This is a genomic window from Amycolatopsis sp. NBC_00348 (assembly GCF_036114655.1).
Classification (GTDB): Bacteria; Actinomycetota; Actinomycetes; order Mycobacteriales; family Pseudonocardiaceae; genus Amycolatopsis.
Genome location: NZ_CP107994.1, coordinates 3413688 through 3426781 on the forward strand (window position 1 = coordinate 3413688; position 13094 = coordinate 3426781).

The following is a 13094-nucleotide window of genomic DNA, read 5'->3' on the forward strand; positions in this document are numbered from 1 at the left end:
GGGAAACCCATGCGATTCCGCTCCGACCCCCAGGCCATCCGCGGGTCGATCGCGCCGCTGATGACGCCGTTCACCGCGGAAGGCGCGGTGGACCACGACGGCCTCACCAACCTCGTGCGCTGGCAGCTCGCGTCCGGCACCCACGGCATCTCGATCGGCGGCTCCACCGGCGAGCCCGGGTCCCAGACGGTCGCCGAACGCGCCGAGGCGATCCGCACGGTCGCCGCGGCCGTCGGCGACCGCGTCCCGATCGCCGCGGGCACCGGCTCCGCGAAGCTGGACGAGACCCTGGAGCTGACGGCCGCCGGGCGCGACGCCGGGATCGACGCGGCGCTCGTCATCACGCCGTACTACGCGCGCCCGACCCAGGACGCCCTGTTCTTCTGGTACCGCACGGTCGCCGACGAGTTCCCCGACCTGCCGATCGTCGCCTACAACGTGCCCAGCCGCACCGCCGTGGACCTCGCGCCGGAGACCGTCGCACGGCTGTTCCGCTCGTGCGACAACTTCGTCGGCATCAAGGAGACGACCAAGGACTTCGAGCACTTCTCGCGCGTGCTGCACCTGTGCGGGCGGGAGCTGATCGTGTGGTCCGGGATCGAGCTGCTCTGCCTGCCGTTGCTGGCCCTCGGTGGCGCCGGGTTCGTCAGTGCGACGGCGAACATCGCCCCCGCCGCCTGCGCCGAGATGTACGAGGCCTGGCAGGCCGGCGACCTCGAACGCGCGCGGGAGATCCACTACGGCCTGCACCCGCTGGTCGACCTGCTGTTCGTCGAGACCAACCCGGCGCCCGGCAAGTGGGTCCTCGAACACCGCGGGCTGATCGGGTCCGGCCACGTCCGGCCGCCGCTGCTCCCGCCGTCCGAAGCCGGCGTCGCCCGGATCAAGGACTTCCTGGCCGAAGGCGCGAAGTACCTCTCGCCGGCCGAAGGCTTCACCGTGGAAGGAAAGTCATGAGTCACCACGTCCCGGAAGGACTGCCGGGCGAGCTGAAGCACTACATCGGCGGGCAGCTCGTCGACAGCGTCTCGGGCAAGACCTTCGACGTGCTCGACCCGGTGTCGAACACGCCGTACGTCACCGCCGCCGCGGGCCAGGCCGAGGACGTCGACCGGGCGGTCGCCGCGGCGCGCACGGCGTTCACCGACGGCCCTTGGCCACGGCTGGCGCCGCGCGCGCGGGCCCGGGTGCTGAACAAGATCGCCGACGCCGTCGAGGCCCAAGACGCCCGGCTGGCCGAGCTGGAGACGTTCGACACCGGCCTGCCGATCACCCAGGCCCTGGGCCAGGCGCAGCGCGCGGCCGAGAACTTCCGGTTCTTCGCCGACCTCGTCGTCGCGCAGGCCGACGACACCTACCAGGTGCCCGGGCGGCAGGTGAACTACGTGCACCGCAAGCCGGTCGGCGTCGCCGGGCTGATCACGCCGTGGAACACACCGTTCATGCTGGAGAGCTGGAAGCTCGCGCCCGCACTGGCGTCCGGCTGCACGGTGGTGCTGAAGCCCGCCGAGTTCACGCCGCTGTCGGCGAGCTTGTGGGCGGCGATCTTCGCCGACGCGGGCCTGCCCGACGGCGTGTTCAACCTGGTCAACGGCTTCGGCGAGGAAGCGGGTGACGCGCTCGTCAAGCACCCGGACGTCCCGCTGATCTCGTTCACCGGCGAGTCCACGACGGGTCAGACGATCTTCCGCAACTGCGCGACCGGGCTCAAGGGCATGTCGATGGAGCTGGGCGGCAAGTCCCCGGCTATCGTCTTCGCCGACGCGGACGTCGATGCCGCGCTCGACTCGACGTTGTTCGGCGTGTTCTCGCTCAACGGCGAACGCTGCACCGCGGGCAGCCGGATCCTGATCGAGCGCCCGATCTATGACGAGTTCTGCGAACGCTACGCCGAGCGGGCGCGCAACATCGTCGTCGGCGACCCGCACGACCCGGCCACCGAGGTCGGCGCGCTGGTGCACCCCGAGCACTACGCCAAGGTCATGAGCTACGTCGAACTCGGCAAGTCCGAGGGGCGCCTGCTCGCCGGCGGCGGCCGTCCGTCCGGCGTGGACAGTGGCAACTACGTCGCGCCGACGGTGTTCGCCGACGTCGCGCCGGACGCCCGGATCTTCCAGGAGGAGATCTTCGGCCCGGTCGTCGCGCTGACGCCGTTCGACACCGAGGCGGAGGCCCTGGCGCTGGCCAACGACGTCAAGTATGGGCTGGCCGCCTACCTCTGGACGTCGAACCTGGAGCGCGCGCACACCTTCGCGCAGTCGGTCGAGGCCGGGATGGTCTGGCTGAACTCGCACAACGTCCGCGACCTGCGCACGCCGTTCGGCGGGGTCAAGGCGTCCGGCCTCGGCCAGGAGGGCGGCTACCGCTCACTCGATTTCTACACCCACCAGCAGGCGATCCACGTCTCGCTCGGGCCGGTGCACACGGCCCGCTTCGGCAGCGTCCGGAAAGGACAGTCATGACCGCCACCCCGCCGGACGTCCTGCGCTGCGCGTACGCCGAACTCGTCGTCACCGATCTGGCCGCGTCACGCGACTTCTACGTCGGCGTGCTCGGGCTCGTCGTGTCGTACGAGGACGACGAAGCGCTGTACCTGCGGGCGTTCGAGGAGTACCTGCACCATTCGCTGGTGCTGCGGAAGGGTGCGACGCCCGCGCTGGCCGTGCTCGGCTACCGCGTCCGGAGCGCGGCCGACCTCGACCTCGCCGAGGCGTACTACCGCGCCCTCGGCTGCCGGGTCGAGCGCCGGGCGGCGGGCGCGACCCGCGGCATCGGCGAGGCCGTCCGCGTCGAAGATCCGCTCGGGTTCCCGGTGGAGTTCTTCTGCGAGGCCGAGCACGTCGAGCGGTTCACCCAGCGCTACGACGTCCACGGCGCCGGCGCGCTGGCGCGGCTGGACCACTTCAACCTCGACACCCCGGACGTCCCGGCGGCCCGGAAGTACTACGAGGGCCTGGGTTTCCGCGTGTCGGAGGACATCCAGGACGACGAGGGCACGGTGTACGCGGCGTGGATGTTCCGCAAGCCGACGGTGCACGACGTCGCCCTCACCGGCGGCGACGGGCCGCGGCTGCACCACATCGCGTTCGCGAGCCACGAGCGGACGCAGATCCTGCACCTCTGCGACCACCTCGGCGCGCTGCGCCAGTCCGGCATGATCGAACGCGGCCCGGGCCGCCACGGCGTGTCGAACGCGTTCTACCTCTACGTCCGCGACCCCGACGGGCACCGGATCGAGATCTACACGCACGACTACTACACCGGTGACCCGGACAACCCGGTGATCACCTGGGACGTGCACGACAACCAGCGCCGCGACTGGTGGGGCAACCCGGTGGTGCCGAGCTGGTACGCCGACGCGTCCGCGGTCCTGGACCTGGACGGGAAGCCCCAGCCGCTGGTCGCCCGGGCCGAGGCGCGCGAAGCCGACGTCACCATCGGCGCCGACGGCTTCTCGTACACGTCGAAGGACACGGAATTCAAGCTGGGCGAACAGGTTTGAGCCACCGGGTGAACCACTCGCGGGTGCGGTGCAGGAAATCGAGCTGGTGCTCGCGGCCGCGCAGCGAGTGGTTCTCCCCGGGGTAGACGGCGAACTCGTGCTCGACGCCGAAGTGGCGCAGCGCGCGGTGGAGGAACTCGGCCTGCGAGAGCGGGACGTTCGTGTCGTCCGCGCCGTGCAGCAGCAGGATCGGCGTCCGGATGTCGGCGGCGTAGGAGATCGGGCTGTTCCGGTCGTGCCGGTGCGGGCCCGGGCCCTCCCAGCCGATGCTCCCGCCGTACGCCGCCTCGAAGGGGGCGCCCTGCTCGCCGGAGGCGGCCAGCATGCCCCAGTCGCTGATGCCCGCGTTGACGAAGGCCGCGGCGAAGCGGTCGCTGCGCGCGGCCGCCCAGGCGGCGAGGAACCCGCCGTGGCTCCCGCCGCCGATGCCGAGCCGGTCCGGATCGGCGACACCGGCGTCGATCAGCAGGTCGATGCCGGTGAGGATGTCCGTCCACTCCGCGCCGCCGACTTCACCGGCGACGGAAACGGCGAACGCGTGGCCGTGGCCCTGGCTGCCGCGCGGGTTGGGCAGGAAGACGGCGAACCCGTCGTCGGCCAGCCACCGCGCCTGCCGGTGCCAACCGACGATGAACCGGTCGGCCCAGCGGTCGTACGGGCCGCCGTGCGCGAGCGTGACCAGCGGGAACGGGCCGTCCTGGCGGGTGGTGCCGGGCGGGAGGACGAGCAGGCCGTCCAGCTCCAGGCCGTCGGCGGCGCGGTAAGCCAGGCGCTCCTGCGGGCCCCAGGTCCTGGTACGCAGCTCCGGGCTGCAGTCGGTGAGCCGGGTCAGCGGGCCGCCCGGAGGTCCGGTGTGGACGTCGTCGGGCTCGGTCGCGGTGCTCGCGACCACGGCGACGACACCACCGCCGTGGCTCAGGAACTCGAGGGAGCCCGGCGCGTGGGTGAGCTCGGTGAACCTGCGTGTGGCCGGGTCGAGCCGCCGGATCGTGCTGTCGAGACCTTCGGCGAACAGGGCGAGCGGCGGGCCGTCGTCGACCTGGACGAGTTCCACCGGGCAGACGTCCATCCCCTCGGTGAGATCGGCGTCGTCCTCGGCGTCGAAGATCGCGTAGCCGCCGACGAGCCCGGGCCGGGTCACGCCGCGGTAGAGGAGGCGGTCGCCCCACCAGGTGAGCGCGGACGCCTCGACGGCCGGGGCGGGCAGGTCGCGGCCGCCGACTACGTGGAGCCGCGGTTCGAGCATGCCGGGATCGGGGTCGGCGACCGGCCAGGTCAGCACGGCGAGCGGGCCGCCGCCGGGGTGGGCCGCGACCTCGACGACGTGCCGGTCACCGAGGTCGCCGTGCGGCCGGACGTCGCCGGTGGCCAGGTCGAGCAGCCACAGCCGGTCGGGCGGGCTCGGCACGCGCAGGTACGGGTCTTTCGCGGGCTCATCGCCGGGCCCGACGAGGGCCACGAGGTCGCCGGGCAGCGGGACGCAGGCGGTGACGGCCCGGTCCGTGAGGCGTTCGGCGTTCCCGCTGAGCGGGACCCGGTGGAGCCGCTCGGCGGCCAGGTAGAACACCGAGCCGGAGTCCGGGGCCCACCGGGGTGCCTCGGCCGTGCCGGCCAGCCGGCGCGGTGGCACACCGCCGCCGGCGGGGACGAGCCACAGGTCACCGGCCGTCCGGCCCCGGGTCGTCGTCAGGTACACGACCCAGCGGCCGTCGGGGGAAACCCGCGGCTCCCTGGGCACGATCCGGTCGACGACGGCTTCGGCGCTCAAGTTCCCCATGAACGCAGTCTGGCAGCCATCCGCGCGACCGGTGGCGCCGAACTCCTGGTGGGCGTGTCCGGGTGCGAGGGAGCGATGGATGGACGGCGAAGCACTGCCCCCGGGCTGGGACCTGGTCGTGGAGCGGCTCAGCCTGCGGGTCGCCACGGCCGCGGAGCTGACCGTCGACCTCACGACGCGGCCGGCGCTGCGCCGGATCCGCTCGACCGTCGCCGGCTGCCTCGGCTTCGGGCGGACGAAGGACGAGCCGCTCGGCGCGCTGCTGCTCGTGGTCGACGAGCTGGTCGGCAACGCCTACGACCACACTCCGCGCCCGTCCTGGCTGCGGGTGACGCGCGAGCTGCGCGGCCTGCTGGTCGAGGTCGTCGACGAAGACCCGTCGGTCGAGCGCGTCGCGGCCGGCGGCGGCCACGGCCTGCAGCTGGTCGAACAGCTGTCGCTGGGGTGGGGCGTGCGCGCGACCGAACCGGGCAAGACGGTGTGGGCGCTCGTCCCGGCCCAGCTGTTCCACGAACACTGACCGCTCACGGCTCGTTCCCCGGCGTGAGATCGCGGACGGCCTGGAACCCCGGCTGCGCTCATTCCGCCGGCAGCGCGCCGAGCAGCTCCTCGTGGTGGCCCGCCGCCCGCAGGACCGGCGCGTCGAGCAGCCCCGCGGCGGGGTCACCGGCGCGCACGGCGGCGAGGAACCGCACGACGGCGCGGGGTTCGGGCAGCACTTCGCCGCCGAGGTAGGCCAGCACGACGGCGTCGCCGCCGGAGTCCTCCAGCGCCACGGCCCAGCCGTGCACCTCGTCCCAGACGAGGGCGAGGTCGTGCCCGGGGAACCGGCGCAGCCGCCAGTCGAGGGCGACGTAGGCCGACACCGGGGTGTCGAGGTCGATGGTGCCGGACTCCGGCCCGACCCCCACGGCCCGGGCGACCGCCCCCAGGTAACCGCGCAACCGCCGCTCGAACGAGAACTCCGTGTCGCGCCCGAAATCGATGGAAATGCTCAACGCCGCCTCGCTTTCCCCGTCGGCGCGGGATCTTCCGCGCCCTCGTTCGGGACCCGATCGCGGATACCCCACGCCCCCGTGGATCAACCACGGGATCGGGGCCGGTTCCGGCCAACGGGACAACGAGCGGACAGGCACGGTGCGCTGCCTTCCCCCGTGAGGCAGGATCGGGGTGTGACGATCGATCAGGCCGGTGCGCCCCAGGCCCGCCCGGGCCCGGCCTTCCCCGAACACGAATCCCGCGTCGACGACCTCAGGCGGCAGCTGGCGGCGGTCGCCGGCGAAGCCACGGTCCGGCTGGCGAAGCGGACGTCGAACCTCTTCCGCTCCCGCACGTCGGCCGGGCACCCCGGCCTGGACGTCTCCGGGTTCACCCACGTGCTGCGCGTCGACCCGGAGACGCTGACCGCCGACGTCGAAGGCATGGTCACCTACGAGCAGCTGGTCGACGCCACGCTGCCGCACGGGCTGATGCCGCTGGTGGTGCCGCAGCTCAAGACGATCACCCTCGGCGGCGCGGTCACTGGCCTCGGCATCGAGTCGAGCTCGTTCCGCAGCGGCATGCCTCACGAGTCGGTGCTGGAGCTGGAGATCATGACCGGCGACGGCGGCATCGTCGTCGCCACGCCGGACAACGAGCACCGCGACCTGTTCCACGGCTTCCCGAACTCCTACGGCACGCTCGGGTACGCGCTGCGCCTGCGGATCCGGCTGGAACCGGTGAAGCCGTTCGTGAAGGTGCGCCACGTCCGCCACCACGACCGCGAGGCGCTCTTCGCGGCCCTCGGTGAGGTCTGTACCACTCGGACGTACGAGGGCGAAGCGGTCGACTTCGTCGACGGCACCGTGTTCGGCCCGGACGAGCTGTACCTCACGCTGGGCACGTTCACCGACACCGCGCCGGCGACGAGCGACTACACCTGGCTCGACATCTACTACCGCTCGATCCAGCAGCGCGAGACCGACCACCTCACCGTCCGTGACTACCTGTGGCGCTGGGACACCGACTGGTTCTGGTGCTCACGCGCCTTCGGCGTCCAGTCCCGGCTGCCCCGGCTGCTGATGGGCCGCCGGTTCCTGCGCTCCTCGGTGTACTGGAAGCTCGTCGCGCTCGACCGCCGCTTCGGGATCGCCGCCAAGCTCCTCAAGCTCCGGCGGATGCCGCCCGAGGAGACGATCGTGCAGGACATCGAGGTGCCGCTGAGCCGGGCCGCGGACTTCCTCGAGTTCTTCGAGCGGGAGATCCCGATCAGCCCGGTGTGGATCTGCCCGCTGCGCCAGCGCCCCGGCGGGGTGCGCTGGCCGCTCTACGAACTGGACCCCGAAGAGCTCTACGTCAACTTCGGGTTCTGGTCTTCGGTACCCCTGGACCCGGGCGAACGCGACGGCGTCCACAATCGGCTGATCGAAGCCGAGGTCACCCGCCTCGGCGGCCACAAGTCGCTCTACTCGGACAGCTTCTACTCCGAGGAAGAGTTCTGGCGCCTCTACAACGGGGACGCCTACCGGGAGCTCAAGCGGGCCTACGACCCGGACGGCCGGTTGCTCGGCCTCTACGAGAAGTGCGTCCGGCGCCGGTGAACGCCCTGAAAGGAACGAACGTGACCAAGGCAACCATCCCGGTCGGCGAAGTCTTCGCACGCCTGCTCGGCCCCAGCTCCACGGTGTCCATCACCGCCTACGACGGCTCCGGCACCGGCCCGGCCGACGCGCCGGTGGCCATCGAGGTCCGCTCGCCGCTCGCGCTGGACTACCTGATCTCCTCCCCCGGTGACCTCGGCCTGGCCCGCGCGTACGTCGCCGGCGCCATCGACGTCAAGGGCGACCTCTACACGGCGCTGCACGCGCTGGCGGCCCAGGTCGACCAGCTGACCCCAGCCGACCGCGTCTGGCTGCTGCGCAAGCTCGGGCCCGCCCACCTGCGCCGCGTCGAGCCGCCCGCCGAGGAGCTGCCCGGCCGGTTCCGGCGGAGCCTGTCCGGCCTGCGGCACTCGAAGGAGCGCGACAGCAGCGCGATCTCGAACCACTACGACGTCTCCAACCGGTTCTACGAGCTGGTCCTCGGGCCGTCGATGGCCTACACCTGCGCCGTGTTCCCCGAGGACGGCGCCACGCTGGAGCAGGCCCAGGAGCACAAGTTCGACCTGGTCTGCCGCAAGCTCGGCCTCAAGCCCGGCATGAAGCTGCTCGACGTCGGCTGCGGCTGGGGCGGCATGGTCGCGCACGCCGTCCGCCACTACGGCGTCGAGGCGCTCGGGGTCACACTTTCGCGTGAACAAGCGCAGTGGGCGCAGAAGAACATCGTCGCCCTCGGCCTGGCCGACCGCGCCGAGATCCGGCACCTCGACTACCGGGACGTCACCGAAACCGGGTTCGACGCGATCTCGTCGATCGGCCTGACCGAGCACATCGGCGCCCGCAACGTGCCCGGCTACTTCCGCTTCCTGGCCGCCAAGCTCAAGCCGCACGGACGGCTGCTCAACCACTGCATCACCAACCCGGACTCGAGCGTCGCGCACCGCTCCCGGGGCTTCATCGACCGCTACGTCTTCCCGGACGGCGAGCTGGAGGCCCCCGGCGAGCTGATGACGGCCATGCACGACAGCGGCCTGGAGGTGCGGCACTCGGAGAACCTCCGCGAGCACTACGCGACCACCCTGGCCGGCTGGTGCGCCAACCTCGACGAGCACTGGGACGAGGCCGTCGCCGAGGCCGGGGCGGGCCGGAGCCGGGTGTGGGCGCTCTACCTCGCGGCCTGCCGGTTGGCGTTCGAACGGCGGGAGATCGAGCTGCACCAGATCCTCGGCGTACGCACCGACAACCAGGGCGGAATGGGGATGCCGCTGCGTCCCGACTGGGGCGTTTGAGACCGGGCGTGCCTCTCGCGCGCACTTCTGCGAGGATAGTCACGAGACCGGGCGTCCGAACGGGGCGGCCAGGCTCACTGATGAGAAGTAGGTATGGGTATGGCTCAGGGCAGTGTCAAGTGGTTCAACGGTGAAAAGGGCTTCGGCTTCATCGCTCAGGATGGCGGGGGTCCGGACGTGTTCGTCCACTACTCCGAGATCCAGGGCACCGGCTTCAAGTCGCTCGACGAGGGCCAGCGTGTGGAGTTCGAAATCGGCCAGGGCCAGAAGGGCCCCCAGGCCCAGCGGGTCAGCGTCATCTGAACCACGCGACATTGGAATGCCCTCGCCCCCTCCGGGGCGGGGGCATTCCCCTTTTCCGGGGTTCTCCGACGCCCCGTCAGCGGTTGGACGTCGGGAACCGGCGGCCGGGGGTGCCGAGGGCGACGAGCTCGGTGTACTGGGCCTGCCAGGACTGCTCGGTGGCCAGCAGGTCGGCCAGGCGCTGGGTCCAGCCGGCGTCGACGGTGGCCTCGGCGGTGCCGAGGTGCCGGTGGGTCTCGTCGCGGGCCTTGAGCCATTCGGAGAGGGTCGGGTCCAGGGCGGGTCCACCTGCTCGTTCTGCCATCCGCCCACCGTACTGCGCCGGTGCGCGCCCCAGGTCTCCCTCGTTCGCCACACTGCGGGCTCACACGCGGCTCAGGTAGCCTCGGAAGCACGGGAGCACCTCGTAGGCCGGCGCAGTGCCGGGCGCACTCCCGTCCCTCGGCCCTTGACGGCCGGGCGCCGGCAGGAGCGGCGACCGTGCGGCGGGCCGCGCGTACACAGCTGATCGAGCCGGGTGTCCCGCGTCCCCGGCCTCCCGCGCAGGACCCCCCTCCGCGCGTGGCGAAGACCTCGAAACGAGTGGTGCATGACCTCACCCACCCCGGTGAAACCCCGACCTGCCCCGAAGCCGGTCCTCTCCGGCAAGCAGACCATCCCCGAGCTGCTCACCATCCGCGCCTTCCTCCTCATCCCGTTCCTCGCGCTCGCCGCGGCGGTCCCGGTGTTCTGGGGCTGGGGCGTCAGCTGGCTGGACCTGGCGATCGGCGGCGGCTTCTTCGTCGTGTCGACGCTCGGGATCACCATCGGCTACCACCGCTACTTCACGCACGGCGCGTTCCGGGCGAAGCGGGCGCTGCGCATCGCGCTCGCCGTCGCCGGCGGCCTCGCCGCCCAGGGCCCCGTGATCACCTGGGTGGCCGACCACCGCCGCCACCACGCGTTCTCCGACCGCGAGGGCGACCCGCACTCCCCGTGGCTGTTCGGCACGTCCCCGGTCGCGCTGGCCCGCGGCTTCTGGCACGCGCACATGGGCTGGCTCTTCGGCCGCGACAAGACCAACATCGAGCGGTTCGCCCCCGACCTGGCCGCCGACCGCGACATCCGCGTCGTCGACCGCCTGTTCCCCGTGTGGGTGGTGACGAGCCTGCTGCTCCCGGCGCTGCTCGGCGGCCTGATCACGCTGTCGTGGTGGGGCGCGCTGACCGCGTTCCTGTGGGCCGGGCTGGCCCGGATCTCCTTCCAGCACCACGTGACGTGGTCGGTGAACTCGATCTGCCACATGATCGGCGAACGGCCGTTCGCGAGCCGGGACCGCTCGGCGAACTTCTGGCCGCTGGCGATCCTGTCGATGGGCGAGTCCTGGCACAACTCCCACCACGCGGACCCGACGTCGGCCCGCCACGGCGTGCAGCGCGGCCAGATCGACATCTCCGCCCGGGTGATCTGGGCGTTCGAGAAGCTCGGCTGGGCCTGGCAGGTCCGCTGGCCGACGGCCAAGCGCCTCGCCGCCATGGCGCGCTGAAAGCCCGCCGAAACTCCTTGCCGGTCGTCGCGGGCGGGGTGGACCGTGGACGGATGGACACGGTCGCCCTGACCTTCGACGACGGCCCCCACCCGGAGACGACGCCGGCGCTGCTCGCCGCACTGGACGACGCGCCGGCGACCTTCTTCCTCCAGGGCTCCCGCGCGGCTGATCACCCGGACCTGGTCCGCGCCATCGCCGCGGCCGGGCACACCATCGGCAACCACAGCTGGACGCACCCGCGACTGCCGTCGCTCTCCCCCGCGGCCCGGGAGCTAGAGGTGGCGCGCACGCAGGACCTGCTGGCCGGGATCACCGGCACCCGGCCCGCGCTGTTCCGCCCGCCGTACGGCGACACGGACGCTTCGGTGGCGACCACGATCGCCGGGCACGGGCTCACCGAGGTCCTGTGGACGGTCGACACCCGCGACTGGGCCGGGGTTTCGACCGGCGAGATCGTCGACGCCGCAGCCGCGGTCGAGCCGGGCGGGATCATCCTGATGCACGACGGCGGCTACGCGTCGACGGTCGCCGCCGTCCCCCGCATCCTGGCCGCGCTCGCTTCCCGGGGCCTGCGGGCGGCCGCGGTCACGGGTTGATGCGCGCGTAGTCCGTCTTCGGCTTTCGGCCTGCCCGCGCACCGCCTCGACCGTGCCCCATTTCCTCTCGTTCTCCGGCGTCACGTCGTCGAATCCCCGGGCGAGGACAGCGCGAACGCCAGCACCGCGACCAGGGCGCGTTCGACCGGAATTGCGTGCACCATCTCGTGACTCCTCGGGGAATAGGGAGATTTCCGACGATAGGAGCCGCCGTCGACGGTGGTCAAGGTACCTTTCGGAGCAATGCTCGAAAGTTTCGAGCGTGTCCATTCCGCGCCCGATGACCTAGAATCCCCTTCATGCCAGTGAAATCCGACGATCTCGAACCCGCAGCGTCGCGGGTCACCATCGCCCGGATCGCCGCCGAGACCGGCGTTTCCGTGCCGACCGTTTCGAAGGTGCTGAACGGGCGTCCGGACGTCGCCGCAAGCACACGCGCCCGCGTCGAAGCCGTCATCGGGAAATACGGTTACCGGCGGCGCGCCGACGAGCGTTCCCGCCGTTCCCGGCTGCTGGAACTGATGTTCCACGAACTCGAAAGCACGTGGGCGCTCGAAATCATCCGCGGGGTCGAGTACGTCGCCCGCGAAAACGGAATGGCGGTCGTGCTGGCGGAATCGTCGGGGCGGCACACGCCGGGGCAGAGCTGGCTGGAAAGCGTGCTCGCCCGGCGGCCGGTCGGCATCGTTTCGGTGTGTTCCGACTTCACGAGCGGGCAGCTGGCGAAACTGCGCGCGCGGGACATCCCGCTGGTGATCGTCGACCCCGCCGGCGCGCCCGGCCCGGAGACGCCCTCGATCGGGGCGACGAACTGGCAGGGCGGGCTGACCGCGACCCGGCACCTGGTGGAGCTGGGCCACCGCCGGATCGCGATGATCGGCGGCCCGGACGGCGTGCTGTGCAGCCGCGCCCGGATCGACGGCTACCGCACGGCGCTGGAGACGGCGGGCCTGGCGTTCGACCCGGCGCTGGTCCGCAAGGGCGACTTCCACGTCCGGTCGGGCTACCGCGAGCTGGCATCACTGCTCACCCTCCCCGACCGCCCGACGGCGGTCTTCGCCGGCAGCGACCTGCAGGCCCTGGGCGTGTACGAGGCAGCCCGCGACGCGGGTTTGAAGATCCCCACCGACCTGAGCGTCGTCGGCTTCGACGACCTCCCGGTGGCCAGGTGGCTGACCCCGGAGCTGACGACGATCCGCCAACCCCTGCAGGAAATGGCGGCGGCGGGCGCCCGGCTGGCGATCGCACTGGCCCGCGGCATGGCCCCGGAGGCGCGACGGCTGGAGCTGGCGACAAGCCTGGTGGTCCGCCACAGCACAGCCGCCCCGGCGGAGCACGTGATCCCCGCACCGCGGTAACCCGGCTGGAGCCGGACGGCAGCCCGCCGGGCCCGGCCCACCGGCACGCGACATGGTCGCCCCGCCGAAAGCGCCAGGCCGCACTCCGCCGACGACTGGACCCCGCACCTCTGGCCGGGTGTCGCCGCCCCGGCAGAGCACGCGATCGCCGCACCGCGGCAGCCG

Annotated in this window: 14 protein-coding genes; 10 read left to right on the forward strand and 4 right to left on the reverse strand. The window is 72.0% G+C overall.

Going from position 1 to position 13094, the window contains the following annotated elements:
- Nucleotides 1-9 precede the first annotated feature (9 nt).
- The 3 genes from dapA to hpaD are packed head-to-tail and all read left to right on the forward strand — an operon-like array spanning nucleotide 10 to nucleotide 3502.
- The gene (gene dapA, locus OHS58_RS14375; RefSeq protein ID WP_328648556.1) at nucleotides 10-957 is read left to right on the forward strand and encodes a 4-hydroxy-tetrahydrodipicolinate synthase; all 948 of its coding nucleotides are present in this window, start codon (nucleotides 10-12) and stop codon (nucleotides 955-957) included.
- A complete protein-coding gene (hpaE, locus tag OHS58_RS14380; RefSeq protein ID WP_328648557.1) occupies nucleotides 954-2462 on the forward strand; it encodes a 5-carboxymethyl-2-hydroxymuconate semialdehyde dehydrogenase in 1509 nt (502 codons plus the stop codon). Before dapA ends, hpaE begins: the two co-directional genes overlap by 4 nt.
- Nucleotides 2459-3502 carry a 3,4-dihydroxyphenylacetate 2,3-dioxygenase gene (gene hpaD / locus OHS58_RS14385; protein WP_328648558.1) on the forward strand — a complete coding sequence of 348 codons (1044 nt, stop codon included), beginning with the start codon at nucleotides 2459-2461 and terminating at the stop codon, nucleotides 3500-3502. The genes hpaE and hpaD overlap by 4 nt, the downstream gene beginning before the upstream one ends.
- Here the strand turns inward: hpaD and OHS58_RS14390 are convergent.
- Nucleotides 3480-5279 (reverse strand): S9 family peptidase, encoded by a 1800-nt coding sequence (locus tag OHS58_RS14390; RefSeq protein ID WP_328648559.1) that lies wholly within the window; start codon nucleotides 5277-5279, stop codon nucleotides 3480-3482. The two genes, hpaD and OHS58_RS14390, sit on opposite strands and share 23 nt — an antisense overlap.
- Before the next feature lie 79 nt (nucleotides 5280-5358).
- On the opposite strand from OHS58_RS14390, the gene OHS58_RS14395 reads away from it, so the two are divergent.
- Nucleotides 5359-5799: an ATP-binding protein gene (locus tag OHS58_RS14395; protein ID WP_328648560.1), complete on the forward strand. Its 441-nt coding sequence runs from the start codon at nucleotides 5359-5361 to the stop codon at nucleotides 5797-5799.
- Between the two features lie 58 nt (nucleotides 5800-5857).
- Here OHS58_RS14395 and OHS58_RS14400 read toward each other — a convergent pair whose 3' ends face one another.
- Nucleotides 5858-6277, reverse strand: a complete 420-nt coding sequence (locus OHS58_RS14400; RefSeq protein WP_326949370.1) for a DUF6292 family protein — start codon at nucleotides 6275-6277, stop codon at nucleotides 5858-5860.
- A gap of 174 nt (nucleotides 6278-6451) precedes the next feature.
- On the opposite strand from OHS58_RS14400, the gene OHS58_RS14405 reads away from it, so the two are divergent.
- From OHS58_RS14405 to OHS58_RS14415, 3 genes are all read left to right on the forward strand, one after another.
- Nucleotides 6452-7858: an FAD-binding oxidoreductase gene (locus OHS58_RS14405; RefSeq protein ID WP_328648561.1), complete on the forward strand. Its 1407-nt coding sequence runs from the start codon at nucleotides 6452-6454 to the stop codon at nucleotides 7856-7858.
- 20 nt (nucleotides 7859-7878) lie between these two features.
- Nucleotides 7879-9144: a cyclopropane-fatty-acyl-phospholipid synthase family protein gene (locus OHS58_RS14410; RefSeq protein ID WP_328648562.1), complete on the forward strand. Its 1266-nt coding sequence runs from the start codon at nucleotides 7879-7881 to the stop codon at nucleotides 9142-9144.
- 99 nt (nucleotides 9145-9243) lie between these two features.
- Nucleotides 9244-9447, forward strand: a complete 204-nt coding sequence (locus OHS58_RS14415; protein WP_086680104.1) for a cold-shock protein — start codon at nucleotides 9244-9246, stop codon at nucleotides 9445-9447.
- Nucleotides 9448-9523: 76 nt separating this feature from the next.
- Here OHS58_RS14415 and OHS58_RS14420 read toward each other — a convergent pair whose 3' ends face one another.
- Nucleotides 9524-9751, reverse strand: coding sequence for a hypothetical protein (locus OHS58_RS14420; RefSeq protein WP_326949367.1), 228 nt, complete (start codon nucleotides 9749-9751; stop codon nucleotides 9524-9526).
- 285 nt (nucleotides 9752-10036) lie between these two features.
- Here OHS58_RS14420 and OHS58_RS14425 point away from each other — a divergent pair, with 285 nt between their 5' ends.
- Complete coding sequence (locus tag OHS58_RS14425; RefSeq protein ID WP_326949366.1) at nucleotides 10037-10972, forward strand: acyl-CoA desaturase; 936 nt, start codon at nucleotides 10037-10039, stop codon at nucleotides 10970-10972.
- 53 nt (nucleotides 10973-11025) lie between these two features.
- Nucleotides 11026-11571: a polysaccharide deacetylase family protein gene (locus OHS58_RS14430; RefSeq protein WP_328648563.1), complete on the forward strand. Its 546-nt coding sequence runs from the start codon at nucleotides 11026-11028 to the stop codon at nucleotides 11569-11571.
- An 80-nt stretch (nucleotides 11572-11651) separates the two neighbouring features.
- On the opposite strand, the gene OHS58_RS14435 is transcribed toward OHS58_RS14430, so the two are convergent.
- The gene (locus OHS58_RS14435; protein ID WP_328648564.1) at nucleotides 11652-11798 is read right to left on the reverse strand and encodes a hypothetical protein; all 147 of its coding nucleotides are present in this window, start codon (nucleotides 11796-11798) and stop codon (nucleotides 11652-11654) included.
- A 72-nt stretch (nucleotides 11799-11870) separates the two neighbouring features.
- On the opposite strand from OHS58_RS14435, the gene OHS58_RS14440 reads away from it, so the two are divergent.
- Nucleotides 11871-12929 carry a LacI family DNA-binding transcriptional regulator gene (locus tag OHS58_RS14440; protein ID WP_328648565.1) on the forward strand — a complete coding sequence of 353 codons (1059 nt, stop codon included), beginning with the start codon at nucleotides 11871-11873 and terminating at the stop codon, nucleotides 12927-12929.
- Nucleotides 12930-13094: the final 165 nt, after the last annotated feature.

Excerpts from the sequence above, each read along its gene's own strand:
- dapA (WP_328648556.1), top strand. The coding sequence starts at position 10 with ATGCGATTCCGCTCCGACCCCCAGGCCATCCGCGGGTCGATCGCGCCG.
- hpaE (WP_328648557.1), top strand. The coding sequence starts at position 954 with ATGAGTCACCACGTCCCGGAAGGACTGCCGGGCGAGCTGAAGCACTAC.
- hpaD (WP_328648558.1), top strand. The coding sequence starts at position 2,459 with ATGACCGCCACCCCGCCGGACGTCCTGCGCTGCGCGTACGCCGAACTC.
- OHS58_RS14390 (WP_328648559.1), bottom strand. The coding sequence starts at position 5,279 with ATGGGGAACTTGAGCGCCGAAGCCGTCGTCGACCGGATCGTGCCCAGG.
- OHS58_RS14395 (WP_328648560.1), top strand. The coding sequence starts at position 5,359 with ATGGACGGCGAAGCACTGCCCCCGGGCTGGGACCTGGTCGTGGAGCGG.
- OHS58_RS14415 (WP_086680104.1), top strand. The coding sequence starts at position 9,244 with ATGGCTCAGGGCAGTGTCAAGTGGTTCAACGGTGAAAAGGGCTTCGGC.
- OHS58_RS14420 (WP_326949367.1), bottom strand. The coding sequence starts at position 9,751 with ATGGCAGAACGAGCAGGTGGACCCGCCCTGGACCCGACCCTCTCCGAA.
- OHS58_RS14425 (WP_326949366.1), top strand. The coding sequence starts at position 10,037 with ATGACCTCACCCACCCCGGTGAAACCCCGACCTGCCCCGAAGCCGGTC.
- OHS58_RS14430 (WP_328648563.1), top strand. The coding sequence starts at position 11,026 with ATGGACACGGTCGCCCTGACCTTCGACGACGGCCCCCACCCGGAGACG.
- OHS58_RS14440 (WP_328648565.1), top strand. The coding sequence starts at position 11,871 with ATGCCAGTGAAATCCGACGATCTCGAACCCGCAGCGTCGCGGGTCACC.